Origin of the sequence: Terrabacter sp. Root85, from assembly GCF_001429185.1 — a bacterium.
In the GTDB taxonomy this organism is placed as follows: Bacteria; Actinomycetota; Actinomycetes; order Actinomycetales; family Dermatophilaceae; genus Terrabacter.
In genome coordinates this window covers 469,061-494,059 of record NZ_LMIW01000008.1, presented here as the reverse complement: position 1 = coordinate 494,059, position 24,999 = coordinate 469,061, and the positions used below count along the sequence as shown (strand labels likewise).

Annotated in this window: 23 protein-coding genes and 1 riboswitch; of the genes, 10 read left to right on the top strand and 13 right to left on the bottom strand. The window is 72.4% G+C overall.

The genetic code is table 11. The features are described 5' to 3' along the window. Positions 1-4: 4 nt before the first annotated feature. The 3 genes from kdpC to ASE25_RS08790 are packed head-to-tail and all read left to right on the top strand — an operon-like array spanning position 5 to position 3,971. Positions 5-577, top strand: coding sequence for a potassium-transporting ATPase subunit KdpC (gene kdpC, locus ASE25_RS08800; protein ID WP_082620025.1), 573 nt, complete (start codon positions 5-7; stop codon positions 575-577). 17 nt (positions 578-594) lie between these two features. After that, on the top strand, positions 595-3,297 hold the full coding sequence (locus ASE25_RS08795) for a sensor histidine kinase KdpD (protein WP_056824827.1): 2,703 nt from the start codon (positions 595-597) through the stop codon (positions 3,295-3,297). Continuing rightward, on the top strand, positions 3,294-3,971 hold the full coding sequence (locus tag ASE25_RS08790) for a response regulator transcription factor (RefSeq protein WP_056780244.1): 678 nt from the start codon (positions 3,294-3,296) through the stop codon (positions 3,969-3,971). Before ASE25_RS08795 ends, ASE25_RS08790 begins: the two co-directional genes overlap by 4 nt. Before the next feature lie 51 nt (positions 3,972-4,022). Here ASE25_RS08790 and ASE25_RS08785 read toward each other — a convergent pair whose 3' ends face one another. After that, complete coding sequence (locus ASE25_RS08785) at positions 4,023-6,956, bottom strand: DNA translocase FtsK (RefSeq protein WP_056825681.1); 2,934 nt, start codon at positions 6,954-6,956, stop codon at positions 4,023-4,025. A 201-nt stretch (positions 6,957-7,157) separates the two neighbouring features. Further along, a riboswitch (SAM riboswitch) is annotated at positions 7,158-7,283 on the top strand. Between the two features lie 36 nt (positions 7,284-7,319). On the opposite strand from ASE25_RS08785, the gene ASE25_RS08780 reads away from it, so the two are divergent. Beyond that, on the top strand, positions 7,320-8,717 hold the full coding sequence (locus ASE25_RS08780; protein WP_082622770.1) for an aminotransferase class V-fold PLP-dependent enzyme: 1,398 nt from the start codon (positions 7,320-7,322) through the stop codon (positions 8,715-8,717). Between the two features lie 78 nt (positions 8,718-8,795). Here the strand turns inward: ASE25_RS08780 and ASE25_RS08775 are convergent, their stop codons facing one another. The 5 genes from ASE25_RS08775 to ASE25_RS08755 form a co-directional block, all read right to left on the bottom strand. Further along, positions 8,796-9,875, bottom strand: coding sequence for an endonuclease/exonuclease/phosphatase family protein (locus ASE25_RS08775; protein WP_056780246.1), 1,080 nt, complete (start codon positions 9,873-9,875; stop codon positions 8,796-8,798). 1 nt (position 9,876) lies between these two features. Then, complete coding sequence (locus ASE25_RS08770; RefSeq protein ID WP_056824824.1) at positions 9,877-11,562, bottom strand: ribonuclease J; 1,686 nt, start codon at positions 11,560-11,562, stop codon at positions 9,877-9,879. Between the two features lie 66 nt (positions 11,563-11,628). Beyond that, on the bottom strand, positions 11,629-12,540 hold the full coding sequence (gene dapA, locus ASE25_RS08765; protein WP_056824821.1) for a 4-hydroxy-tetrahydrodipicolinate synthase: 912 nt from the start codon (positions 12,538-12,540) through the stop codon (positions 11,629-11,631). A gap of 203 nt (positions 12,541-12,743) precedes the next feature. Continuing rightward, complete coding sequence (locus ASE25_RS08760; RefSeq protein ID WP_056824817.1) at positions 12,744-13,223, bottom strand: dihydrofolate reductase; 480 nt, start codon at positions 13,221-13,223, stop codon at positions 12,744-12,746. A gap of 28 nt (positions 13,224-13,251) precedes the next feature. Next, positions 13,252-14,067, bottom strand: coding sequence for a thymidylate synthase (locus ASE25_RS08755; RefSeq protein WP_056824814.1), 816 nt, complete (start codon positions 14,065-14,067; stop codon positions 13,252-13,254). Between the two features lie 174 nt (positions 14,068-14,241). Here ASE25_RS08755 and ASE25_RS08750 point away from each other — a divergent pair, with 174 nt between their 5' ends. Then, positions 14,242-15,216: a type IV toxin-antitoxin system AbiEi family antitoxin domain-containing protein gene (locus ASE25_RS08750; protein ID WP_056824811.1), complete on the top strand. Its 975-nt coding sequence runs from the start codon at positions 14,242-14,244 to the stop codon at positions 15,214-15,216. A gap of 70 nt (positions 15,217-15,286) precedes the next feature. Here ASE25_RS08750 and paaE read toward each other — a convergent pair whose 3' ends face one another. From paaE to paaA, 5 genes are read right to left on the bottom strand one after another with little or no spacing between them, the layout of a single operon-like run. Continuing rightward, positions 15,287-16,447 carry a 1,2-phenylacetyl-CoA epoxidase subunit PaaE gene (gene paaE, locus ASE25_RS08745; RefSeq protein ID WP_056824808.1) on the bottom strand — a complete coding sequence of 387 codons (1,161 nt, stop codon included), beginning with the start codon at positions 16,445-16,447 and terminating at the stop codon, positions 15,287-15,289. Further along, positions 16,448-16,957 carry a 1,2-phenylacetyl-CoA epoxidase subunit PaaD gene (paaD, locus tag ASE25_RS08740; protein WP_056824804.1) on the bottom strand — a complete coding sequence of 170 codons (510 nt, stop codon included), beginning with the start codon at positions 16,955-16,957 and terminating at the stop codon, positions 16,448-16,450. After that, positions 16,954-17,853, bottom strand: coding sequence for a 1,2-phenylacetyl-CoA epoxidase subunit PaaC (gene paaC / locus ASE25_RS08735; RefSeq protein WP_082622769.1), 900 nt, complete (start codon positions 17,851-17,853; stop codon positions 16,954-16,956). The genes paaD and paaC overlap by 4 nt, the downstream gene beginning before the upstream one ends. Next, complete coding sequence (gene paaB, locus ASE25_RS08730; protein WP_056780265.1) at positions 17,850-18,191, bottom strand: 1,2-phenylacetyl-CoA epoxidase subunit PaaB; 342 nt, start codon at positions 18,189-18,191, stop codon at positions 17,850-17,852. The genes paaC and paaB overlap by 4 nt, the downstream gene beginning before the upstream one ends. Next, entirely contained in the window at positions 18,188-19,255 is a 1,068-nt protein-coding gene (paaA, locus tag ASE25_RS08725; RefSeq protein ID WP_056824802.1) for a 1,2-phenylacetyl-CoA epoxidase subunit PaaA, read from the bottom strand. Before paaA ends, paaB begins: the two co-directional genes overlap by 4 nt. Positions 19,256-19,347: 92 nt before the next feature. On the opposite strand from paaA, the gene ASE25_RS08720 reads away from it, so the two are divergent. From ASE25_RS08720 to ASE25_RS08705, 4 genes are read left to right on the top strand one after another with little or no spacing between them, the layout of a single operon-like run. After that, positions 19,348-20,100, top strand: coding sequence for a GNAT family N-acetyltransferase (locus ASE25_RS08720; RefSeq protein WP_056824799.1), 753 nt, complete (start codon positions 19,348-19,350; stop codon positions 20,098-20,100). Then, a complete protein-coding gene (locus ASE25_RS08715; RefSeq protein ID WP_056824797.1) occupies positions 20,097-20,786 on the top strand; it encodes an AzlC family ABC transporter permease in 690 nt (229 codons plus the stop codon). Before ASE25_RS08720 ends, ASE25_RS08715 begins: the two co-directional genes overlap by 4 nt. Continuing rightward, positions 20,783-21,097 carry an AzlD domain-containing protein gene (locus tag ASE25_RS08710; protein WP_056824793.1) on the top strand — a complete coding sequence of 105 codons (315 nt, stop codon included), beginning with the start codon at positions 20,783-20,785 and terminating at the stop codon, positions 21,095-21,097. Before ASE25_RS08715 ends, ASE25_RS08710 begins: the two co-directional genes overlap by 4 nt. A 3-nt stretch (positions 21,098-21,100) precedes the next feature. Then, complete coding sequence (locus ASE25_RS08705) at positions 21,101-21,496, top strand: MmcQ/YjbR family DNA-binding protein (protein WP_056824788.1); 396 nt, start codon at positions 21,101-21,103, stop codon at positions 21,494-21,496. Between the two features lie 71 nt (positions 21,497-21,567). On the opposite strand, the gene ASE25_RS08700 is transcribed toward ASE25_RS08705, so the two are convergent. Further along, positions 21,568-22,431: a rhodanese-related sulfurtransferase gene (locus ASE25_RS08700; protein WP_056780279.1), complete on the bottom strand. Its 864-nt coding sequence runs from the start codon at positions 22,429-22,431 to the stop codon at positions 21,568-21,570. A 26-nt stretch (positions 22,432-22,457) separates the two neighbouring features. After that, a complete protein-coding gene (gene dapB / locus ASE25_RS08695) occupies positions 22,458-23,246 on the bottom strand; it encodes a 4-hydroxy-tetrahydrodipicolinate reductase (RefSeq protein ID WP_082622767.1) in 789 nt (262 codons plus the stop codon). A 126-nt stretch (positions 23,247-23,372) separates the two neighbouring features. Here dapB and ASE25_RS08690 point away from each other — a divergent pair, with 126 nt between their 5' ends. Beyond that, on the top strand, positions 23,373-24,968 hold the full coding sequence (locus ASE25_RS08690; protein ID WP_056824783.1) for an FG-GAP-like repeat-containing protein: 1,596 nt from the start codon (positions 23,373-23,375) through the stop codon (positions 24,966-24,968). The last annotated feature ends 31 nt before the right edge of the window (positions 24,969-24,999 follow it).

Sequence of the window (24,999 nt, the reverse complement as noted above, 5' to 3'; positions counted from 1 at the left end):
ACACGTGGACAACGTCATCAAGCAGTCCCTCGCGGGCCTTCGGGCCATGCTCGTCCTCACCGTGCTGTTCGGCGTGCTCTACCCCGCCGCAGTGTGGGGCGTCGGCCAGGTTGCCGGACGCGACCAGGCGGCCGGCTCGCTCGTCTCGTCCGGAACCAGGGTCGTCGGCTCGAGCCTCATCGGCCAGCAGTGGCAGGGCGACGAGTGGTTCCACGGTCGCCCCTCGGCCAGCGACTACGCCGGCGACACGAGCGGTGGAACCAACCTCGGGCCCGGTGCTGACCTCGAGGCCGAGGTCGCCAAGCGCGTGGGGGCAGCGGGTCTCGACCCTTCGACCGCTCCCGCCGACGCGCTCACCGCATCGGGCAGCGGGCTGGACCCCCACATCACGCCGGCGTATGCCGTCGCCCAGGTCGAGCGCGTCGCCGCAGCCCGCGGTCTCGACGTCACCCGGGTCCGGGCCCTCGTCGAGGAGCATTCACAGGACCGCATCGCCGGCTTCCTGGGCCAGCCGCGGGTCGACGTCCTCGAGCTCAACCTCGCCCTTGCGCGTCTCTCGGCGCCGAGCGCCGGGTGACCTGAGAGGATCAGCGCATGGGTCGAGGGTCGCTTCGGATCTACCTCGGGGCCGCGCCCGGAGTCGGCAAGACGGTCGCGATGCTCGACGAGGCGCACCGGCGCCTCTCGCGGGGCACGGACGTCGTCGTCGGCTACGTCGAGACGCACGGGCGGTCCCACACGGCGGCCATGCTCGAGGGCCTCGAGGTCCTCCCTCGTCGCACGGTCGAGTACCGCGGCAACCGGCTCACCGAGCTCGACGTCGCCGCGGTCCTCGCCCGACACCCTCACGTGGTCCTCGTCGACGAGCTCGCCCACACCAACGTCCCCGGCTCGGGCGCCCCGTCGGGCGGCGGGGCCGGGGACGCGTCGCGTGGCGGGCACGAGAAGCGCTGGCAGGACGTCGAGGAGATCCTCGAGGCCGGCATCGACGTCATCTCGACCGTCAACATCCAGCACCTCGAGTCGCTCAACGACGTCGTCGAGTCGATCACGGGCATCCGACAGCAGGAGACCGTCCCCGACGAGGTCGTGCGCCGGGCCGACCAGGTGGAGCTCGTGGACATGTCACCCGAGGCGCTGCGCCGTCGGATGGCGCACGGAAACATCTACGGACCCGACAAGGTCGATGCCGCCCTCGCCAACTACTTCCGGACGGGGAACCTCTCCGCGTTGCGCGAGATCGCGCTGCTGTGGCTCGCGGACCGGGTCGACGAGGCGCTCGAACGCTACCGGGCCGACCAGGGCATCAGCGAGCAGTGGCCGACTCGCGAGCGCGTCGTCGTGGCCCTGACCGGCGGCGCCGGCAGCGAGACGCTGCTCCGGCGAGGTGCCCGCATCGCCACCCGCGCGGCCGGCGGTGACCTCATCGCCTGTCACGTCCGGTCGTCCGAGGGCCTCACGTCGACCGACCCTGCCGTGCTGGTTCGGCTGCGGCAACTGGCTCGCGACCTCGGGGCGGAGTTCCAGGACGTCTCCGGCCAGGACGTCGCAGAGGCGATCCTCGACCACGCCCGCGGCGTCAACGCGACGCAGATCGTCGTCGGCGTCAGCCGGCGAGGCCGGTGGCAGCAGATCCTGCGTCCGAGCATCGCCTCCGAGGTGGCCGACGGCTCGGGCGACATCGACGTCCACCTGGTTCCTCACGAGGGGTCGAAGGTTGCCAGCCGTCGCCGGAACGCCACTGGCCTGCCCGCCCGCCGGGTCGTCGGCGGGATGCTGTTCGCCGTCGTCGCCCTCGTCGGGCTGACCGCCGTGCTCGTCGCCACCCGGGAGGGGCACACGCTCTCGCTCGACCTGCTCCTCTACCTCGCGCTGACCGTCGTGTGCGCCCTCGTGGGTGGCATCTGGCCGGCGCTCTTCTGCGCCGTCGTCGGCTCGCTCGTCGTCAACTGGTTCTTCACCGAGCCACGGGGCACGCTCACCATCAGTGACCCACCCAACGCCCTGGCTCTCGCCGTCTTCGTGCTCGTGGCCATGGCGGTCTCGTCGGTCGTCAACGTCGCAGCCCGGCGCACCGAGCAGGCGGTCTCGGCCGAGCGCGAGTCGTCGGCGCTCGCCGCGATGAGTCGCGACCTGCTCGCCGAGCCGCGACCCCTGCCGGCCCTGCTCGACCGTGCGCGCGACGACCTCGGCATGCGCGCTGCCGTGCTCACCGAGTCGCACCCGGACCAGCCATCGACCGTCGTCGCCTCGACCGACCCCCACCTGCCCGCGGGCACCGTGCTCCCGGCCGGCGCCGTGTGGGCTCTGGACATCACCGTCGACGACGGTGTCCACCTGCTGCTCGACGGACCGCCCGTGGCGGCAGAGGACCAGCGCGTCGTCAACGCGTACGCCACCCACGCCGCGATCCTGCACGGACGCGAGCAGCTCGTCCGGGCCGCGCGCGAGGCGGCCGGGCTCGCCCGCGACAACGCCGCGCGCACGACCCTGCTCGCCGCCGTCTCGCACGATCTGCGCACGCCCCTCGCGAGCATCAAGGCGGGGGTCTCCACGCTGCGCCAGTCCGGTCTCGACCTGACGGCCGACGACGAGGCAGAGCTGCTCGAGTCGATCGAGGAGAGCGCGGACCGCCTCGACGCCCTCATCGGCAACCTCCTCGACCTGTCCCGGCTCGAGACCGGTGCCGTGCGCGCGCACCACCACTCGATCGACCTGCTCGACGCCGTGGTGTCGACGGTGCGCACCACCTCCGCCCCCCAGCGCGTCGAGGTCGACCTCGAGCCGGACCTCCCCCTCGTGCGGACCGACCTGGGACTGCTCGACCGCGTGCTCGCCAACGTCGTCGAGAACGCCCTGAGGCACAGCGGCGACGCAGAGGTGCGCCTCACGGCAGGCCGGATCGGAGACACCGTGCAGCTGAGGGTCATCGACCGCGGACCGGGCGTGTCCGATGCCGACAAGGAGCGCATCTTCGCTGCGTTCCAGCGGGCCGGGGACGCCCCGCAGGGCGACGGCCTCGGCCTCGGCCTGGCCGTCGCCCGGGGACTGATGACCGTGCTGGGCGGCTCGCTCGTCCCGGAGGACACCCCCGGCGGTGGCCTCACGATGGTCGTCGAGCTGCCCCTCACCCCGACGGTCCCCTCGGTTCGAGGTGATGACGGCACCGACGTGGCTGACCGCATCACCTCGACCGAGCCGGCCGGGCCTGCCGAGCCTGCCGAGCCTGCCGAGCCTGCCGAGCCTGCCGAGCCTGCCGAGCCTGCCGAGCCTGCCGAGACGAAGGAGGACGCGTGACCCGAGTGCTCGTCGTCGACGACGACCCGCGGCTGCAGCGCACCCTGACGATCGCGCTGCGGGCCCACGGCAACGAGGTCGTCACGGCCGCCGACGGTCGCACCGCGGTTCAGTCGGTGCTCGAGGACGCACCCGACGTCGTCATCCTCGACCTCGGGCTGCCCGACCTCGACGGCACCGAGGTGCTCCGCCGCATCCGCGCCGCCTCGGTCGTCCCGGTCATCGTCCTGTCGGCACGTCACGAGTCCGACGACAAGATCGAGGCGCTCGACCTCGGTGCCGACGACTACGTCACGAAGCCCTTCGGCGTCGAGGAGCTCCTCGCTCGGGTGCGCGCGGCCGTGCGCCGCGGCGGCGACCTCGGCCGGCACCTCGGGCCGGTCGTGACCGACCACTTCGTCCTCGACTTCGCCGAGCGGAGGGCGACCGTCGAGGGCGAGGACGTCCGTCTCACGCCGACCGAGTGGCGGGTGCTCGAGGCGTTGTGCCGCGAGCCCGGTCACCTCGTCCAGCAGCAGGACCTGCTCCGAGCCGTCTGGGGCCCTTCGTACGGGCGCGAGTCGAACTACCTGCGCGTCTACGCCAACCAGCTGCGCCGCAAGCTCGAGCCCGACCCGACGAACCCGCGCCACCTCGTCACCGAGCCCGGTCTCGGCTACCGCTTCAACCCCTGAACCGCGGGGGCGGGCGGGACTCGCGGCTGTCGGGTGTCGGGCCCTCGGGGGTCAGTAGCGCTCTCGGCCGCCGCGGTCGGTGAGGTTCCAGGCGTCCTCGGACTCCTCGTCGTGCTCGTCGACCGTGCGCGTCATGTCGCCGGGCGTCCACCGCGCCATCGGGACCGCGGTGGTCTCGTCCTCGTGGGCACGCTGCTCACCGCGCTCGGCGACGAGCGAGGCCGTGCGCTGCGGCGCGACCTCCTCGTCGGGCTCCTCGGCGTAGCCGGCCGACGCTTCGGCAGGCTCCACGTCGACGGGCGGGGCGGCATACGGCTCGGCGGGCTCGATGATCTCGGCGAGGTCATCGGCGTCGACGGGCTCGTTGGGGTGCGGCACGTCCTCGCCGCGCAGCAGCGCGAGCGTCTGCTCGAGGTCGTCCGGGCGCACGAGCACGTCGCGGGCCTTGGAGCCCTCGCTCGGGCCGACGACGCCGCGCGACTCGAGCAGGTCCATGAGCCGTCCGGCCTTGGCGAAGCCGACGCGCAGCTTGCGCTGGAGCATCGACGTCGAGCCGAACTGGGTCGTGACGACGAGCTCGGTGGCCTGGAGCAGCACGTCGAGGTCGTCGCCGATGTCGTCGTCGATCTGCTTCTTGGGCGCCGCGACGGTGACGTTCTCGACGTAGTTGGGCTTGAGCTGGGTCGTGACGAACTTGACGACCTCGTGGATCTCGGACTCGTTGACCCACGCGCCCTGGACACGCATCGGCTTGCTCGCGCCCATCGGCAGGAAGAGCGCGTCACCCTGGCCGATGAGCTTCTCGGCGCCGGGCTGGTCGAGCACGACGCGGGAGTCCGCGAGCGAGGACGTCGCGAACGCCATGCGCGAGGGGACGTTGGCCTTGATGAGGCCCGTGACGACGTCGACCGACGGACGCTGCGTCGCGAGGACGAGGTGGATGCCGGCGGCACGGGCGAGCTGGGTGATGCGCACCACCGACTCCTCGACGTCGCGCGGGGCGACCATCATGAGGTCGGCGAGCTCGTCGACGACGACGAGGAGGTACGGGTAGGTCGTGATCTGGCGCTCCGAGCCCGGCAGCGGCTTGACCTTGCCGGCGCGGACCGCCTTGTTGAAGTCGTCGACGTGCTTGAAGCCGAACGCCGCGAGGTCGTCGTAGCGCTGGTCCATCTCCTTGACGACCCACGCGAGGGCCTCGGCGGCCTTCTTGGGGTTGGTGATGATCGGCGTGATGAGGTGCGGGATGCCTTCGTAGGCCGTCAGCTCGACGCGCTTCGGGTCGACGAGGATCATCCGGACCTCCTCGGGCGTCGAGCGCATGAGGATCGAGGTGATCATCGAGTTGACGAAGCTCGACTTGCCCGATCCGGTGGCGCCCGCGACGAGCAGGTGCGGCATCTTCGCGAGGTTGGCGATGACGTAGGCGCCCTCGACGTCCTTGCCGACACCCATGACCATCGGGTGCTCGTTGGTGCGGGCCGTGTTGCTGCGCAGCACGTCGCCGAGGGACACGTTCTCGCGGTCGAGGTTCGGGATCTCGATGCCGATGGCGGACTTGCCCGGGATGGGGCTGAGGATGCGCACGTCGGCCGAGGCGACGGCATACGCGATGTTCTTGGAGAGCGCGGTGACGCGCTCGACCTTGGTGCCCGAGCCGAGCTCGACCTCGTAGCGCGTGACCGTCGGGCCGCGGGTGAACCCCGTGACGGCGGCGTCGATGTCGAACTGGTCGAAGACGTTGGTCAGCGACTCGACGACGCGGTCGTTGGTCTCGCTGCGCGTCTTGTGCGGCGGCCCCGGCGTCAGCATCGCGTGGTCGGGCAGCTGGTAGGTGATGTCGCCGCCGAGACTGAGCTGCTCGACGCGAGCCGGCAGGTCGGACATGGGCGGGGGGATGAGCTCGGCCTTGGGTCCGACCTTGCTCGTGTCGGGCGCCACGAGGGTCTTCGGGTCGGTGGCGTCGATGACCTTCTCCCCGCCCTTCTCGCCGCCGGGACGGGGAGCCAGCAGCCCGGGAGGCGTCGGGCGCTTCTCGCCGGGTCGCAGCTGCGTGGTCGCCTCGTCCTCGAGGGCCTTCTGCGCGGCCTGGCGGAACGCCTCGTCGCCGTCGCGGTCGGCGAGGTCGACGGCCTTGCGGCGCGCGCGCTTCACCGCTGCGGCAGGGGCGTCGAGCGCCTCGTCGGGCTGCTCGTCGACGTGGTCGCGGTCGATGACGAGGGCGCGCAGCTGGCGCAGGCGGGTCGGGATCATGTTGACCGGCGTCGCCGTGATGACGAGCAGGCCGAAGAGACCGAGCAGGACGAGCAGGACGAGCGCCCCGTAGGTCGAGACGGCCGCCGCGAGCGGGCTCGAGGCGAGGAAGCCGAGGATGCCGCCGGCGGCACGCATGCCGTCGGCGCCGTCGGGCGGGTTGGGGATGCCGTCGGCAAGGTGCGACAGACCGCACGCGGCGAAGGTCAGGGCGATGGTGCCGACGACGACGCGGTTGGTCGCCGCGTCGTCCTGGGGAGCTCGAAGCATGCGCAGGCCGAGGGCGAGCAGCACGAGCGGGACGGCGTAGGCGACGCGGCCGAAGGTGCCGGCGAAGACGGCGTGCACCACCTGGCCGAAGGCGCCGGAGACGCCCCACCACTCACGCGCGGCGACGACCACGGCGAGCGCGATGAGCGCGAAGCCGATGCCGTCGCGGCGGTGCTCCGGCTCGAGGTCGGCGGCGCTGTGCCCGACGCGGCGCACCGCTCCCCCGGCCATGTGCGAGACGCCCATCCAGGTGTTGCGCATCGCGCCGAACGGGAAGGGGAGGCCTCCGCCCCGCGTCTTGGACGCGGCCTTGGCGGCGGGCTTGCGGGCCGCGGGCTTGCGCTGCGCGGGCCGGCCGCCCCGGGCTGCGGGAGGGCGTGACGAGGCGCTGCCCGCGGACCCCTTGGCGCGGGTGGCCGCGGCGGAGCTCGAGCGCTGGCTGGTGGACGGACGTGACGCCATGCTCGCACCGTACGTCAACGCACCGCTGAACTCACGCGTCACACGCGCAACAGGGCTGACCAGTCGGACGCGGCTGCCGTATGCCGTGGGCGCGCCCGCCACCGTCCCGCGAGGTCCCCGGCGGGGTCGGCGTCTCAGATCGCGACACCCGGGGACCGACCGGTGGACAGCCGGTGACCGACCCCTTTATCGTCGTGCGCAGGTCATGAGTGCCAGTGACAAGCCCCGGCTCGCTGGCCAGCAACCCTCCTCCGCGGTGGGGTGCTCCGGGTGACGACCAGGCCACCCTCGGTCTGAACGTGTGATCGAGGTCGGCAAGCGCGGACCTGCACCGGGTGGGTCCCATGACCCAGGAGCACTCCCATGTCGGTCCTTCCCTCGACGCACCCAGCGGCCTCCCTCTGTGGCGGCTCCCCCGCACCCGTCGTGCGCACCCGCGCCCTGCACGTCGTGCCCGAGGCGCGCACCCTGCCCACCGTCGTCGGCGCGGGACTGCGCGTGCCCACGCTCCACGGCGACACGGCATACGCCAACCTCGACCACGCGGCCTCGACGCCGGCGCTCGAGACGGTCCAGGCGGCCGTCGACCGCGCCCTCGAGACCTATTCCTCCGTGCACCGCGGCGCCGGGTTCGCCTCGCGGCTGACGAGCGCGTGGTACGAGCAGGCCCGCGCCGAGGTCGCCGCCTTCGTCGGCGCGCGTGAGGGCGACTCCGTCATCTTCACCCGGACGACGACCGACTCGTGGGCCCTGCTGAGCAAGGCGCTGCCTAGCCGCACGACGGTCTTCGTCTTCGGCACCGAGCACCACTCGACCCTGCTGCCCTGGGGCCGCTTCCGCACCGTGCGCCTCCCCGTCCCGCAGACCGTCGAGGACGCGCACGCCCTGCTCGAGGAGGCGCTGACCGACCACCCGTCGCGCCACCGCCTCGTCGTCGTCGCGGCCGCCTCGAACGTGACGGGAGAGGTCTGGCCGGTCGAGCGCTTCGCCACCCTGGCGCACGAGCACGGCGCCCGGATCGCCGTCGACGCGGCCCAGCTCTCGGCGCACCGCACCATCGACCTCGCCGCGTGGGACGCCGACTACGTCGCGTTCTCGGGGCACAAGACGTACGCCCCCTACGGCGCGGGCGTCCTCGCCGGGCGCTCCGACTGGCTCGACGCCGGCAACCCCTACCTGCTCGGTGGCGGCGCGACGCGCTCGGTGACCGAGGACGGCACCACATGGGCGACCGGGCCGGCGCGCCACGAGGGCGGCAGCCCCAACGTCATCGGAGCCATCGCCCTCGCCGCGGCCTGCTCGACGATCAGCCGGCACCGCGACGCCATCGAGGAGCACGAGACCCGCCTCCTCGAGCGGCTCCGCGCCGGACTCGACGACGTCGCGGGCGTCGAGGTCCTGTCGATCTTCGGTGACGACAGCGACCGGGTCGGCGTCGTCGCCTTCACCATCGACGGCTGGGACTCCTCGCTCGTGTCGCAGGTCCTCTCCGTCGAGCACGGCATCGGCGTGCGGGACGGCAAGTTCTGCGCCCACCTGCTCGTCGACGAGCTCCTCGAGGACCCGTGGGGCGAGCGTTCCGCCACCGCGGTCCGCGCCAGCATCGGCCTCGGCAGCACGCTCGAGGGCGTCGAGCGGCTCGTCGCCGCCGTCGCGCGGCTCGTCGAGCAGGGCACCGACGCGGAGTGGTCGCTCACGGAGACCGGATGGGCGCTCGAGGGCACCGACCCGCGCGACGTCGAGGTCGAGCGACCATGGTGACCGCGGGCGTACGCCGCTGAGCGGGTCCGTGCGCCGGCGCGGGCGCGCGATCGGTGCGCTCGAACGCTCAGGGTCGGGTCAGCGCGCCGGCAGGGCGTAGCTCGCCCAGACCGCGGCGTGGTCGGCGCGATTGAGAGCCACCTGCCCGGCCTCGACGACCGTGAGGCCGCGGCTCAGCAGGTGGTCGAGCTGGACGAAGGCCGGAAGCCGGTTGCCCGCGAAGGGCCAGGTGCGCACCCACCCCTGTCCGTCGGTGCGCTGCGCGTCGTCGAGGCCCGCGGCGAGGTCGCGGAAGCCGGGGTGGCCGAAGCCGGCGTTGAAGTCGCCGGCCATGACGAGGAGCTCGTCGCCGTCGAGACGCTGCTTCCACGACTGGAGCGCCCGCAGGCCCGCGCGCCACTCGACGGTGTCACCGCGCAAGGGCGCCGTGGGATGGGCGACCTTGAGACGCACCGTGCCGTTGGGCACGGTCACGTCGACCTCGGGCTGGACGCTTCGGGTGCCCTCGAGCGCCGGGTCGGTGCCGAGGCTGCGCACCGAGAGCGGGTAGCGCGACAGGACCATCGTCCCCGTGTAGGTGCTGGCCCGGGCGACGCCCTCCCGCTGGCTGAAGTAGTCGGCCGCCCCTTCGGCGTCGAGCCGCCGCAGGATCGCGGGCGTCGCCTCGGTGAGCACGAGGACGTCGACGGAGTGAAAGCGCACGGCGTCCATGAGCTGGCCGGCGTTGGCCGACCCGATCCAGACGTTGGCCGACATGACCGTGAGGTCGCGGTCGGCCTTCGGCGAGGAGGTGGCCCGGAAGGCCGGCGCCGCGACCGTCGCCGCCACGACGAGCGCGACGACGACGGGGACGAGCATCCACCACCGCCGTAGCACGAGCGTCGCCACGGCGAGCAGGCCCAGGCCGATGACGACGAAGGGCCCAGCCGTCTGGAGCACGACGACGACGTATGCCGTCGAGTCGTACCAGCGCAGCGCCCCGACGGCGACGAGCCCGAGCAGGACGACGCCGATGACGACGTCGACCCAGCGCCGGCGGGGACGACGCCCGGCCGGCTCCCGCGTCGACGACTCGGCGGGCTCCCCCGGACGACCGGAGGGCCCGTCGTGGCCGTCGTCGCTGTCGAGGTGCCCCCGGTCGGCCTCCTGCACCGTCACGTCAGGCCTGCAGCACGACCGGGATGATCATCGGCCGGCGGCGGATCTTGCCACCGACCCACGAGCCGACAGCGCGCCGGATGACCTGCTGGAGCTGCTGGTCGTCGCGGACACCCTTGGCGACGGCCTCCTCGATGGCCCGCTCGACCTTGGGGATGACCTGCTGGAAGATCTCGTCGTCCTCGACGAACCCGCGGGCCGTGATCTCCGGGCCGCTCGCGATCTTGCCGGTGGCCGCGTCGAGCACGACGACGCAGGTGATGAAACCCTCGTCGCGCAGGATCCGGCGGTCCTTGAGCAGCGCCTCGTCGGCGCCGCCCACGCTGCTGCCGTCGACGTAGACGTAGCCGCACTCGACGACACCGGTCACCTCGGCGACCCCGTTGACGAGGTCGACGACGACGCCGTCCTCGGCGAGCACGACGTTGTCCTCGTGGACGCCGGAGGCGATGGCGAGCTGGGCGTTGGCATACATGTGCCGCCACTCGCCGTGCACGGGAAGGACGTTGCGCGGCTTGACGATGTTGTAGCAGTAGAGCAGCTCGCCCGCGCTGGCGTGGCCCGAGACGTGCACCTTGGCATTGCCCTTGTGCACGACGTTGGCGCCGAGGCGCATGAGGCCGTTGATGATGCGGTAGACGGCGTTCTCGTTGCCGGGGATGAGGCTGCTCGCGAGCAGCACCGTGTCGCCGGGGCCGACGTCGATGCGGTGCTCGCGGTTCGCCATCCGCGAGAGGGCCGCCATCGGCTCGCCCTGGGAGCCGGTGCAGATGAGGACGAGCTCGTCGTCGCGCAGGCTGTCGATCTTCTTGATGTCGATGAGGATGCCGTCGGGCACGCGGAGGTAGCCGAGCTCGGCGGCGATGCCCATGTTGCGCACCATCGAGCGCCCGACCATGGCGACCTTGCGGCCGGCCTTCTCCGCGGCGTCGAGAACCTGCTGCACGCGGTGCACGTGGCTGCTGAAGCAGGCGACGATGACGCGGCGCTGGGCGTGGCGGAAGACCTTGTCGATGGCCGGAGCGATCTCGAGCTCGGGCGTCGTGAAGCCGGGGACGTCGGCGTTCGTCGAGTCGGTGAGGAAGAGGTCGACGCCCTCCTCGCCGAGACGGGCGAAGGCACGCAGGTCGGTGAGGCGACCGTCGAGCGGCAGCTGGTCCATCTTGAAGTCGCCGGTGTGCAGCAGCGTGCCGGCCTCGGTGCGCACGAAGACGGCGAGCGCGTCGGGGATCGAGTGGTTGACCGCGACGAACTCGAGGTCGAAGACGCCGAGCTTCTCGCGCTGGCCCTCCTTGACGGCCATGGAGTACGGACGGATCCGGTGCTCCTTGAGCTTGGCCTCGACGAGCGCCAGGGTCAGGGTCGAGCCGATGATCGGGATGTCGCCCTTGAGCTTGAGCAGGTAGGGCACGGCGCCGATGTGGTCCTCGTGGCCGTGGGTGAGGACGATGGCCTCGATGTCGTCGAGCCGGTCGGCGATGTAGGTGAAGTCCGGCAGGATGAGGTCGACTCCGGGGTGGTGGTCCTCGGGGAAGAGCACGCCGCAGTCGATGACGAGCAGCTTGCCCTTCGTCTCCAGCACGGCCATGTTGCGGCCGACCTCGCCGAGCCCTCCGAGCGCGACGACCCTCAGGCCGTTGTCGGGGAGGGCTGGCGGCGTGGTCAGCTCGGGGTGGGGGTGGCTCACAGGTGTCCTGTCATTCGGTGGTGCTGCCGGGCCGTCGGGGGCTCCGGTCAGAGGTCAGCGGGGCGGTCATCCGACCGCTGGGTGGGCCGCGGTGGCGGCGAGAGCGGCGAGAGCGGCCCGGACGAGGGCGGTCTGCTCCTCGTCGGCGGGCACGAGCGGCAGCCGCACGGCCGTCGACTCGATGATGCCCTGCTCGGCGAGGCCGGCCTTGGCCATGATGGCGCCCTGGGTGACGTTCATGACGGCGTTGACGATCGGGGTGAGGCGTCGGTGCACGGCTCGGGCGTCGTCCCAGCGCCCGTCGACGACGGCGTCGGCCATCTCCCGGTAGGCCGCCGGGGCCACCTGGGACGTGACGCCGACGAAGCCGACGGCCCCGTTGAGGAAGTGGCCGAGGTTCATGGCGTCGTCGCCGGAGTACCAGTCGAGGCCCGTAGCCTGCATCATCTCGCTCGCGAACCAGAGGTCACCGCGGGCGTCCTTCACGGCGGCGATGCGGTCGTGCTCGGCGATGCGCAGGTAGGTCTCGCGTGCGATGGCGATGCCCGAGCGGCCGGGGATGTCGTAGACCATGACGGGCAGGTCGCTCGCGTCGGCGAGGGCCGTGAAGTGGGCGACGAGGCCGGCCTGCGGGGGCTTGTTGTAGTACGGCGTCACGGCGAGCACCGCGTCGGCGCCGGCCTTCTGCGCGTGGCGCACCGCCTCGACGCTCTTGGCGGTGTCGTTGCTGCCGGCGCCCGCGATGACGACGCAGCGGTCGCCGACGGCCTCGATGACGGCGCGGAGCAGCTCGTCCTTCTCGTCGGACGAGGTGGTGGGCGACTCGCCGGTCGTGCCCGAGACGACGAGGCCGTCGTGACCGGCGTCGACGAGGTGGGCCGCGACCCGCTGCGCGGCGTCGAGGTCGATCGAGCCATCGGGCCGCATGGGCGTGACCATCGCCGAGAGAACACGTCCGAGGGCGGGTGCGTCAGCCATGAGGCCAAGGTTAGCGCCCGGGCCCTCGCTCACGACGCCACGCCCACGCCGGAGACCCGGGCCGGTTCGCCGCGGGCACGAAAGAGGCGAGGCACGACTCGCTCGGGGGTCCGAGTAGTGCCTCGCCACCTCCTATATCGGCGGGTTCGCCCGGGCGTTACAGCCCGATCCGGGCTTTCTTTCGAGTGGTCGCGTATGCCGTGTCAGCCGCGCCGCTCGTAGATGACCCAGGCGAAACCGGGCTGCTCGTCGCGGGCGGTCTCGGTCCAGAGGTCCGGGTCGATGGCTGGGAAGGTGACCGAGCCCTCCGGGGACTGGTCGACGTCCGTCACGAGGAGGCGGACGGCATACGCCATCGCCTGTCGGTAGATCTCTCCCCCGCCGACGACGAAGACCTGCTCGGCCTCGGCCACGAGCGCGAGCGCCTCGGGGAGGGAGTGCGCGACCTCGACGCCGGGAGCGCTCCAGTCGCGCTGGCGGGTGACGACGACGCTGCGCCGGCCGGGGAGCCCGCCCATCGAGTCGAACGTGCGGCGGCCCATGACCATCGGGTGGCCCATCGTCGTGCGCTTGAAGAACTTGAGGTCCTCGGACAGGTGCCACGGCATCGTCAGCCCGTCACCGATGACGCCGTTGCGTCCGACGGCGGCGATCATCGTCACGTTCGGCAGCGCGGTGGTCATGGCGCCAAGGCTCCCAGACTCGGGCCGCTCAGACGGCGATGGGGGCCCTGATGCCCGGATCGGCGACGTAGTCGACGAGCTCGAAGTCGTCGAGGTCGAAGTCGTCGATGTTCGTCTTGCCCGGCGTGATGCGCATCGTCGGGAGCGCGTGCGGTGTGCGGGTCAGCTGCAGGCGGGCCTGGTCGAGGTGGTTGAGGTAGAGGTGCGCGTCGCCGAGCGTGTGCACGAACTCCCCCGGCTCGAGGTCGGTCAGCTGGGCGACCATCTGCGTCAGCAGGGCGTAGCTCGCGATGTTGAACGGCACGCCGAGGAAGATGTCGGCGCTGCGCTGGTAGAGCTGGCACGAGAGGCGCCGGCGGCCGTCGGGTCCGGGCGGCGAGACGTAGAACTGGAACATCGTGTGGCACGGCGGCAGGGCCATGTCGTCGACGTCGGCGACGTTCCAGGCCGAGACGATGAGGCGGCGGCTGTCGGGGTTGGTGCGGATCTGCTCGATGACCTTGGCGATCTGGTCGACGCGTCGGCCGTCGGGCGTGGGCCACGATCGCCACTGGTAGCCGTAGATCGGGCCGAGGTCGCCTGTGGCGGGGTCGGCCCACTCGTCCCAGATCGAGATCCCGCGCTCCTGGAGCCAGCGCACGTTGGTGTCGCCGCGCAGGAACCACAGCAGCTCGCCGATGATCGAGCGCAGGTGCAGCTTCTTCGTCGTCACGGCCGGGAATCCGTCGGCGAGGTCGAAGCGCATCTGGTGGCCGAACACGCTGAGCGTGCCCGTGCCCGTCCGGTCGGACTTCGCCTGACCGTGGGTCAGGACGTGGTCGAGGAGATCGAGGTACTGCCGCACGATCCGCAGCCTAACCCCGCCCCCCGACCCCACCGCCGAATGCCGCCCCCGACGCACCGTCGTGTGTGCACGGATCGGTGTCAGGGCCACGATCCGTGCACACACCAGCCTCTCGAGAGGACTGCCTGTGCACGGCGGGAGCGGGGCGGCGCGATGAGTCGGCACCATGGTCGCGTGCTCGCCGACCGTGTCATCGAGGAGTCGCCCCGGCTCCGGGCCCAGGTGTCAGGTCAGGCCGGTCTCATCAGCCGTGGCCAGGCCTTGGCGGCGGGGATCGGTGGCGAGGCCATCCGGTGGGCCATCGCGTCCGGCCGTTGGACCACGTCGCACCCGGGGGTCTACCTCACCACCCCGGGCCGGGACGACTGGGAGGTCCGGGCCGTCGCCGCCCTGCTCTTCGTCGGGCGCCCCGCGGCCCTCTCCGGACCGAGCGCAGCACTGGCCTGGGGGCTGGAACGGCGCGAACCGGAGTCGGTCCACCTCATCGTCCCGGCCGGTCGTCGGGCGAGCACGCGCGACGGCATCGAGGTCATGCGGTCGAGACGCTTCGACGAGCGCATCGACGACTGGGCGTGGCCGCATCGGACCGCAGTCGAGCACACGGTTCTCGACCTCGGCATGCGCACACCTCTGGATCGGGTGCTGGCCCTTGCCGCTCGAGCGTGCCAGCAGCGACTGACCGACGAGGCCCGACTCGCGAAGGCGCTCGAGGGCCGACCGGACCAGACGCACCGCGCCCTGCTCCGGGAGTGCCTCACCGACGTGGGCACCGGCGCGGAGAGCGCCGCCGAGGTGCGCTACATCCGCGACGTCGAGCGCGCACACGGTCTTCCCAGCGCCCTGCGGCAGCACCACATCGGGTCGGGCCGTCGCTGCGACAACCTCTACGAAGCCGAACAGGTCGTGCTCGAGGTGGACGGGAGGCTCGGGCACGACGGGTGGGCCGCACGGGTCCGCGACGGCATCCGTGATCGAGGCTCGGCGCGGCTGGGACGGGTCACGGTTCGGGTCTTCTGGACCGACGTGGCAGTCACTCCCTGTGAGCTCGCGGCAGAGGTCGGCGACCTGCTGCGCGTCCGAGGGTGGCGGGGATCGGTGCGGCCGTGCCGTAGACGGGGGTGCTCCTCGGTCAGGCGGACCGCAGCCTGACCTCCCACTGTGTGCACCCACCGGGGCCCTGGCACCGATCGGTGCACACAGCGGACGTGTCCCGCCGCGGTCAGGCGTCGTAGTCGAGGCTGACCTCGTCGGTGACCGGGTGGCTCTGGCAGGCGAGCACGATGCCGGCTGCCACCTCCTCGGGTTCGAGCGCGTAGTTGCGGTCCATCCGGACCTCGCCCGAGACGAGCCGGGCACGACAGGTGCCGCACACGCCGCCCGTGCACGAGTAGGGCGCGTCGGGCCGGGCGCGCAGGGTCGCGTCGAGGATCGTCTCCTCGCGGCTCGGCATCGGGATGACCGTCGTGCGGCCGTCGAGGTTCACCGTGACCGTGGCCTCGGGCGGTGCGCCGGCGTCGACGACGACCTTGCGCCTCGGCTCCGTGCCGTCGTCGACGTGGAAGATCTCGTGGTGGATGTGCCGCGGGTCGACGCCGCGCCCGGTGAGCAGCGCCTCGGCGCCGGTGACCATGCCGAACGGCCCGCAGAGATACCACTCGTCGACGGATCCGACCGGCAGCAGCGTGCCGAAGATCGCCTCGAGCCGCTCGCTGTCGAGCCGCCCGTGGAAGAGCTCGACGTCCTGGGCCTCCCGGGACAGGACGTTGACGAGGTGGAAGCGCCCCGGGAAGCGGTTCTTGAGGTCCTCGAGCTCCTCGAGGAACATGATCGAGCTGGTGCGCCGGTTGCCGAAGAGCAGCGTCGCGCGCGACCCGGGCTCCTCCTCCAGCGCCGTGGTCAGCAGCGAGATGACGGGCGTGATGCCCGAGCCGGCCGCGATCGCGACGTGATGGCGTATGCCGTCCGGCCGGGTCGGGCACGTGAAGGACCCCTGCGGGGTCATGACCTCGACGACGGCGCCGGGCGAGACGCCGTCGTTGAGCCAGTTCGACATGCGACCCTCGGGCACGCGCGCGGCCGCGACCCGCAGGCTGCGCCCGGCCGGGTCGGCCCGGCGTGACTGGCAGATCGAGTAGGACTGGCGCACGTCCTCACCGCGGATCTCGGCGCGGAGCGTCAGGTGCTGGCCGGCCTCGAAGACGAACTCGTCGACGAGGTCCTCGGGCACGGCGAAGGTGACGGCGACGGCCTCGTCCGTGAGGCGCTCGACCGACGAGACGGTCAGCGGGTGGAAACGCGCGCGGTGTCGGGCGCTCGTGGCCTGGGCAGGGGCCGTGTCCGCGGCGGGATCGGCTGCGGTCGGGGTGGAGACGTCGGTCATTCAGATGGCCTTGAACTCGTCGAAGGGCTCGAGGCACGCGTTGCAGCGGCGCAGGGCCTTGCACGCGGTCGAGCCGAAGTGGGCGATCTCGGTCGTGTCGGCGGAGCCGCAGCGGGGGCAGGCGACGACGTGGCGGCTCAGGGTCACGGCCACGGGACCGTGCGGCTCCCCCACCGGCACCGCGCCGGGGGGCGCGATCCCGAAGCGCAGCAGTGCCGCTCGCCCTTCGTCGCTCATCCAGTCGGTCGTCCACGCCGGCGACAGCTGCGTGCGGACGTCGGCGGCATACCCCTGACGTGCGGCCTCGAAGACGATGCGTGACGCGATCGCCTCCATGGCGGGGCACCCGCTGTAGGTCGGGGTGATCGTCACGGCGACCGTGTGCGCCTGCTCGTCGACGTCGACGTCTCGCAGGATGCCGAGGTCGGCGATGCTGATGACGGGCACCTCGGGGTCCGGGATGCGCGAGATCGCCTCTGCGACAGCGGACTCCACGGCCACGGCGTTCACCACGTCGCGCCGGGATGCGACCGTGCGATGTGTTGCATCTCGGCCAGGAGCGAGCCCATGGGACGCGAGTGGATGCCGGCACGACCTCCGCGCGAGCGCCACCGCGAGCCGTCGGGCAGCGTCAGGGTCCCCTGCTCGACGACGTGCGCGACCCGGGCCACGACGGCGTCATGGAGGGTCGAGGGCAGCACGCCGACCTCGAGGTCGGCCGCGAGCACCGAGGCCTCGTCGTCGTCGAAGAGCTCGGCGAGATGCGGCAGCACGCGCTCGAGCGCCGCCTGCATGCGTCGGTGGGACTCTGCGGTGCCGTCGCCGAGGCGCACGACCCAGAGCGAGGCGTGGTCGAGGTGGTAGCGAACCTCCTTGAGGGCCTTGCCCGCGACGCCCGCCACGACGTCGTCGCCCGAGCCGGTCAGGGACGTGTGCAGCTCGACCTGGTAGGCGGAGAACCAGAGCAGCCGGGCCATCTCGTCGGCGAAGTCACCGCGCTCCTGCTCGACGAGGTGGACGTTGTGCCACTCCCGCTCGTCGCGCTGCATGGCGTAGTCGTCCTCGCCGCGACCGGTGCCGTCGATGGAGCCGATGTAGGGGTAGAGCCCACGCGCCTGACCGAGGAGATCGAGCGCGATGTTCCCGAGCGCCATGTCCTCCTCGATCTGCGGCGCGTTCGTCATCCACTCGCCGAGGCGCTGGGCGTAGACCATGGCGTCGTCGGCGAGCCCGAGGAGGTAGGCGGCGTACGGCTTGGCCCCGGGGGCGGCGCCGGTGTTCTCGGCGGCGCCGGGCAGGGACTCACGGTGCGCGGACTCCGAGGCAGAGCTCACCGCGCCGGTGACCGGCTCGGTGACCGGCGTGGTGCCGGTGTCGGTCGAGGGCGAGCTGGCTGAGGTGCTCACAGGTACTCGACATCCTCGGGCACGTCGTAGAAGGTCGGGTGCCGGTAGATCTTGTCGCCGGCCGGGTCGAAGAAGGAGTCCTTCTCGGACGGGCTGCTCGCGGTGACGTCGTCGGCCTTGACGACCCAGATCGAGACACCCTCCTGGCGGCGGGTGTAGACGTCGCGGGCGTTGCGCAGCGCGAGCTCGGCGTCGGGCGCGTGGAGCGAGCCGACGTGCACGTGCGACAGTCCGCGCTTGCCGCGAACGAACACCTCCCAGAGGGGCCAGCTGCGCTCCCCCTGGGCAGGCTCGGACGGGGCCCCGGCACCGGTGGTCGGGGTGGTGGCTCCGCTCACGCGGCACTCTCCTTCTGCTGCTGCTCCCGCTCGCGGGCGGCCTGCTTGGTGGCGTACGCGTTGGCGGCCTCGCGCACCCAGGCACCTTCGTCGTGGGCCCGGCGGCGGTGCTCGATGCGCTCGGCGTTGCACGGGCCGTCGCCGCGCAGCACCTGCCAGAACTCGTCCCAGTCGATCTGGCCGAAGTCCCAGTGGCCGCGCTCCTCGTTCCAGCGCAGGTCGGGGTCGGGCAGGGTGAGGCCGAGCTTCTGGGCCTGCGGGACGGTCATGTCGACGAACTTCTGGCGGAGGTCGTCGTTGCTGAACCGCTTGATGCCCCAGGCCATCGACTGCTCGGTGTGGCCACCCTTGGCAGCGTCACCGGTGTCGGGCGGACCGAACATCGCGAGCGCCGGCCACCACCAGCGGTCGGCGGCGTCCTGGGCCATCGCCTTCTGGGACTCGGTGCCGCGCATGAGGTTCCAGAGGATCTCGAAGCCCTGCCGCTGGTGGAAGGACTCCTCCTTGCACACGCGGATCATGGCGCGGGCGTACGGGCCGTAGGAGCACCGGCACAGCGGCACCTGGTTCATGATCGCCGCACCGTCGACGAGCCAGCCGATGGCGCCGCAGTCGGCCCACGTCAGCGTCGGGTAGTTGAAGATCGAGGAGTACTTCTGCTTGCCGTCGTGGAGCCGCTCGAGCAGCTCCTGCCGGTCGATGCCGAGCGTCTCGGCCGCGGAGTAGAGGTAGAGCCCGTGGCCGGCCTCGTCCTGCACCTTGGCGATGAGGATGGCCTTGCGGCGCAGCGACGGCGCGCGCGTGATCCAGTTGCCCTCGGGCTGCATACCGATGATCTCGGAGTGCGCGTGCTGGGCGATCTGGCGGATCAGCGTCTCGCGGTACTCGTCCGGCATCGCGTCGCGGGGCTCGATGCGCTGGTCGGCCGCGAGCAGCGCGTCGAAGTCGCCACCGACGGTGTCCCGCCCGCCCCGCTGGTCCTCGTGCTCGGCCGCCGCGTCGTAGGCGGCGGTCTCGGCCGCGTTCAGCGGTTCGTTCGGGTCGATGACGTCATTGCCATACATGAGTCCAGTATGCGAGATGCAGCCGAGGGCGTCCAAAGCCGGGGTGCACCGGGGTGCACATCGGGCGCGTCCACGCCTGAGAGGATGCCGGGGTGGCACACGAGGACGCAAACGCACATCAGCACGGGCACGACCACGGACCCGACGACGGACACGACCACGCGCACGACCGCGGACCCGTCGCCGACGCGTCGGTCCGGGTCGCTCGCGGCTCCGACGCCCCCGCGGTGGGCCTCGTGCAGGCCGTCGTGTTCCGGGAGGCGTATGCCGCCGCGCTCGCTCCCGAGGTGCTCGCCACGTTCGAGCCCCGGGCGTTCGCGAACGCCTGGCGTGCCACGCTCGAGGGCGAGCGGTCCGGGGACGGCGTGCTGCTCGTGGCGTGTGCGGGCGAGCAGGTCGTCGGCTTCGCCGCCGTCGGCGCGTCCGACGACGCGGACACCGATGCCGGCACCGCCGAGCTGATCGTGCTCGGGGTCCACCCCGACGCACGTCGTCAGGGGCACGGCTCGCGCCTGCTGCACGCGGTCGTCGACACGGCCCGGGCACGTGGCCGCTCCGCGCTCGCCGCGTGGCTGCTCGCCTCGGACGACGCGACCCGCGGGTTCCTCACGGCTGCCGGGATGGTGGCCGACGGGGCGCACCGCCAGCGCGTCGTCTCACCGGACGGCGACACGGCGCGTGAGGTCCGCCTGTCCGCGCTCCTCGCCGACGACTCCGACGCCGCCGACGCGGCCGACGCGGCCGACGCGGCCCCCGCGCCCGCGCCCGCCGAGGACTCCGCAGCAACCTCCGCCGACGACAGAGCACCGGCCGCCGACGACGTCAGGGCCCCGGAGGGCCCGTGACCGCGACGGCCGACCCGGGCCCACGACGGGACGTCGTGCGCCAGAGCCTGTCGGTCGGGGTCGCCACCGGCGCCTACGGCATCAGCTTCGGCGCCCTCGCCGTCGCGGCCGGCCTCGACATTTGGCAGGCGATGGCGCTCTCCCTGCTGATGTTCACCGGCGGCTCACAGTTCGCCTTCGTCGGCATCATCGCGAACGGTCTCCACGCCGCACCCGCGGCGATTGCTGCCTCGTCGATGCTCGGCGTCCGCAACGGCCTCTACGCCCTCGAGCTGACGCACGTGCTCGGTGTCCGTGGCACCCGCCGGGTCGCGGCCGCCCACCTGACCATCGACGAGTCGACCGCGGTCGCCGTGGCGCAGGACGACGAGCGCACGTCGCGGCTGGGCTTCTGGCTCACCGGCCTCACGGTCTTCGCCCTCTGGAACCTCAGCACCCTCGCCGGGGCCCTCGTCGGCGGTCACGTCGGCGACCCGCGCACGTACGGCCTCGACGCCGCGGCGTGCGCCGCGTTCACCGCCCTGCTCTGGCCGCGGCTGCGGGACCGCGACGCGGTGGCCGTCGCCGTCGTCGGCGCCGTCGTTGCGGTGCTGCTGTCGCCGACCATGCCACCCGGCATACCCGTCGTGGCGGCAGCCGCGGCCTCGCTGCTCGCGTGGCGCACCCCGAGGAGGGAGCAGGCGTGAGCCTCTGGACCGCCGTCCTCGTCTCGGCCGCGATCGCCTTCGGGCTCAAGCTCGCCGGGCACCTCGTGCCCGCGCACCTGCTCGACGCGCCACGGGTCCGCCGCATCACGGCCGCCCTGCCGATCGCGCTGCTCGCCGCCCTCGTCGCGACGCAGGCGTTCACCCGTTCCGACGGGTCGTTCGTCCTCGACGCCAGGGCCGCCGCCGTCGGGGTCGCCGTCGTCGCGCTCCTGCTGCGCGCGCCGTTCATCGTCGTCGTCGTGCTCGGCGCCGCCACCGCCGCCCTCCTGCGCGCCGTCGGCTGGGCCTGACCCGTGGCCGACGCGGACGACGTGCGACGACTGGCCCTCGCGCTGCCCGGCGTCGAGGAGATCGCCAGCGCGGGCTTCGACTTCCGGGTGGGCGGCCACGGCTTCGTCTGGTCCTATCCCGAGCGCGTCCCCGGACAGCGGCGCGTCATCCGCACCGACGTCGCCGTGCTCTACGTCGGCGACGAGGCCGAGAAGCAGGCCCTGGTCCTCGGCGAGCCGGACCTCTTCTTCACGACGCCCGCCTACGACGGCTCTCCGCTCGTCATGGTCCGGCTCGAGCGCGTGGACACCGACCGGCTCGACGAGCTCGTGACGGACGCGTGGCGCATGCGAGCACCCTCGGACCTGGTCGCCGAGGCCGACCTCGGCACTGACGGCACGGGCCATCAGAACGCCTGATCCGAGGCCGGGCGCAGCACCCCCGCACGGCGGTGCCGGGACCGGCCGGGTTGCCATGTCCCGCAGGACGCTCAGGCGTGGGCGTCGCAGACCGGCTGGAGCGGACGACCCGGCAGGTCCTCGCGGTTGTGCATCCGGCTCGTCGGCGTCCCGCAGACGTGGCACGCGGCGAGGTGGACGGCCTCGTCGCTGAACCCGACGCTCATCCGCTCGTCGAAGACGTAGAGGTGGCCCTCCCAGAGGCCGCGGTCACCCCGCTCCTCGCCGTAGCGCACGATCCCGCCGTCGAGCTGGTAGACCTCCTCGAAGCCCCGCGAGCGCATGAGGCTGGTCAGCACCTCGCAGCGGATGCCGCCCGTGCAGTAGGTGACGACGGGGCGACCCTTGAGCTCGTCCCACCGGCCGGCGTCGAGCTCGCGCACGAAGTCGCTCGTGTGGCGGATGCCGGGCACGACGGCTCCACGGAAGCGCCCCACCTCTGCCTCCACGGCGTTGCGCCCGTCGAAGAGCACGACGTCGTCGCCGCGCTCGGCCACGAGGGCGTCGAGCTCGGCCGGGCGCAGCCGAGTGCCTCCCCCGACGATGCCCTGCTCGTCGACGACGACCTCGTCGGGCACGCCGAACGACACGATCTCCTCGCGCGCCTTGACGACGAGCCGCGGGAAGTCGAGGCTGCGGCCCTCGGCGTCGAGCCCGGTGCCGTCGCTCCACCGGACGTCGACGTCATGGAAGGGCGCATACTCCCTCGTCTTGCGGACGTACGTCTTGAGCACGGAGACATCGCCACCCACCGTCGCGTTGATCCCGTGGCGCGAGAGCAGGATCCGCCCGCGCAGGCCGAGTCCCTCGCAGAGGTCACGCTGCCAGAGTCGGAGCGCGTCGGGGTCGACGAGCGGCCGGAACGCGTAGAAGAGGACGACCTTGGGGATGGCCACGTCGGTCTCGTCGGCTGCGCGGCGGCTCAGTCGAGACCGAGGTAGTGCTCGAGCCCGACCGTCAGGCCGGGGTGGTCGGCGACCGCGCGCACCGCTGCGATGACACCCGGCATGAAGCTGCCGCGGTCGAAGGAGTCGTGTCGCAGCGTCAGCATCTCCCCCGCGTTTCCGAGCAGCACCTCCTGGTGCGCCGTGAGACCGCGCAGCCGCACGGAGTGCACGGGTATGCCGTCCACCCGGGCGCCGCGGGCACCGTCGGGGTCGTGGGTCGTCGCGTCGGGCACCGGCGAGCAGCCGGCATCGGACCGCGCCCGACCGATCATCACCGCGGTGCGCGCGGCGGTGCCGGACGGCGCATCGACCTTCGCCGGGTGGTGCAGCTCGATGACCTCGACGGACTCGAAGAAGGGAGCAGCCTTGGCGGAGAACGACATCATGAGCAGCGCGCCGATGGCGAAGTTCGGCGCGATGAGGACGCCGACCCCGGCACCCGACGAGGCCGGGGGTGCGTCGGCGAGCTGGCCGCGGAGCGCCTCGAGACGTGCGTCGTCCCAGCCGGTCGTGCCGACGACGACGTGGACCCCGCGCTCGACGCAGTGGGCGACGTTGGCGGGTGAGGCCGCGGGGACGGTCAGCTCGATGGCGACCTCGGCCCCACCGAGGTCACCGAGGTCGTCGCCCGAGCCGTAGGCACCGACGAGGGTCAGACCGGCGGCGCCCTCGACGGCACGCACCGCCTCCGACCCCATCCGGCCGCTCGCACCGATGACGGCGACCTTGCTGTCGCGGGACGGCTGGCCTGTCGTGTCGCTCACGCGGCCAGCCTAACGAGCCCACGGAGGCGCGCGACGCGGCACACGGCATACGGACTCGTGCGTCACGAAGCCGTGCTGGGAGTCGGCTGTGCGGCGCACACTGGAAGGGATCGAGGAAGTGGTCGCATGTCCGTCCGTCCGCGCAGCAGCACCGTCGTGGGCCGGCTCCGTCGCCTGGCCCTGGCCCCTCTCGCGGCCATCGGGCTCATCATCGGTCTCCTCGTCGCGCCCAGCGCCCAGGCAGCGGTCCTCCTCGGGCACGACATCTCGTGGCCGCAGTGCCCCTCGACGTTCCCGCCGGCGTCCACGCAGTTCCTCGTCATCGGCCTGACGAACGGCCTGCCGTTCACGGAGAACCCTTGCGTCGCAACGCAAGCCGCCTGGGCAAGGGACCACGCGAAGCCGACCCACGCATACACCATGGCGGGCTTCCCGACGGCCGCGCAGCTGATGACCTACGGCGGCAGCGGCCCGTGGTCGTCCTCGACGCGCGCCGGGCGCCTCAGCAACGTCGGCTACGCCGAGGCGACGTATGCCGTCGCGACCGTGCGCGACGTGCCCGGCTGGGCACCGCGGATGGTCTGGGTCGACGTCGAGCCGAGGGCCGCCCAGCCCTGGCCCACGTCGACCACCGTGCAGCGCCTCGACAACCGCTACGTCGTCGAGGGCATCATGCGTGGTCTGCGGGCCGCGGGCTTCTCCTACGGCGTCTACTCCAACGCCTCGGGGTGGCAGTCGATCACGGGCTCGTGGTGGCTGCCCGGCGTCCCCGTGTGGGCGACGGCCGGCACCCTCGACCACCCGACCGAGGCGCTCGAGCGGTGCACCCAGCCGAGCTTCTCGGGCGGCAAGGTCTACCTCGCCCAGTGGTGGGACGCCACGTGGGACTACGACCGCACGTGCGACCCGTATGCCTTCACGCGCCTTCCCGTGGCGCCGGCGTCGCTGTCGGGTGGCACCGGTGACTTCAACGGCGACTGGAACAACGACGTGCTGGCGCGCTGGACCGCGACCGCGGCTCTCAAGCTCTACGCCGGCACGGGCACGGGGAGCCTGGGCCTCGGCGCCCAGGTCGGCACCGGCTGGGGTGGCATGTCCGCGCTGGAGACCCCGGGCGACCTCAGCGGGGACGGCGCGCAGGACGTGCTCGCCCGGGAGACGTCGACCGGCGACCTCTGGACGTACAAGGGCAACGGGTCGGGCGGTTGGCGTCTCCCCCGCGTGCGCGTCGGGACCGGCTGGCAGGTGATGAACGCCATCGTCGGGGTCGGTGACCTCACCGGCGACGGCCGGATGGACATCGTGGCCCGGCGGGCCACGACCGGCGAGCTCTACCTCTACCCCGGCACCGGTAGCAGCGGCTGGAAGGCCCGGTCGAGCCTCGGCACCGGCTGGAACCGCTACAACGTCCTCGTCGGTCCGGGTGACCTCACCGGAGACGGCCGACCCGACCTCCTGGCCCGGGAGCCGTCGACCGGCATCCTCTGGCTCGTGCCCGGGGCCGGCGCCGGCACGCTGGGCACCCGCGTGCGGGTCGGCACGGGCTGGAACGGCATGACGGCGATCATGAGCCCCGGCGACCTGAACGGCGACCGTGTGCCTGACGTGCTGGCCCGCGACACGAGCGGGCGGCTGTGGCTCTACCCGCGGACCGCCGCGGGTGGCTGGAGCCCGCGTGTGCTCGTCAGCACCGGCTGGAACATCGTCAACGCGATCTTCTGACCCGACGGGTCAACCGACAGGACGCTGCGCT

Excerpts from the sequence above, each read along its gene's own strand:
- ASE25_RS08795 (WP_056824827.1), top strand. The coding sequence starts at position 595 with ATGGGTCGAGGGTCGCTTCGGATCTACCTCGGGGCCGCGCCCGGAGTC.
- ASE25_RS08785 (WP_056825681.1), bottom strand. The coding sequence starts at position 6,956 with ATGGCGTCACGTCCGTCCACCAGCCAGCGCTCGAGCTCCGCCGCGGCC.
- ASE25_RS08780 (WP_082622770.1), top strand. The coding sequence starts at position 7,320 with ATGTCGGTCCTTCCCTCGACGCACCCAGCGGCCTCCCTCTGTGGCGGC.
- dapA (WP_056824821.1), bottom strand. The coding sequence starts at position 12,540 with ATGGCTGACGCACCCGCCCTCGGACGTGTTCTCTCGGCGATGGTCACG.
- ASE25_RS08760 (WP_056824817.1), bottom strand. The coding sequence starts at position 13,223 with ATGACCACCGCGCTGCCGAACGTGACGATGATCGCCGCCGTCGGACGC.
- paaE (WP_056824808.1), bottom strand. The coding sequence starts at position 16,447 with ATGACCGACGTCTCCACCCCGACCGCAGCCGATCCCGCCGCGGACACG.
- paaA (WP_056824802.1), bottom strand. The coding sequence starts at position 19,255 with ATGTATGGCAATGACGTCATCGACCCGAACGAACCGCTGAACGCGGCC.
- ASE25_RS08690 (WP_056824783.1), top strand. The coding sequence starts at position 23,373 with ATGTCCGTCCGTCCGCGCAGCAGCACCGTCGTGGGCCGGCTCCGTCGC.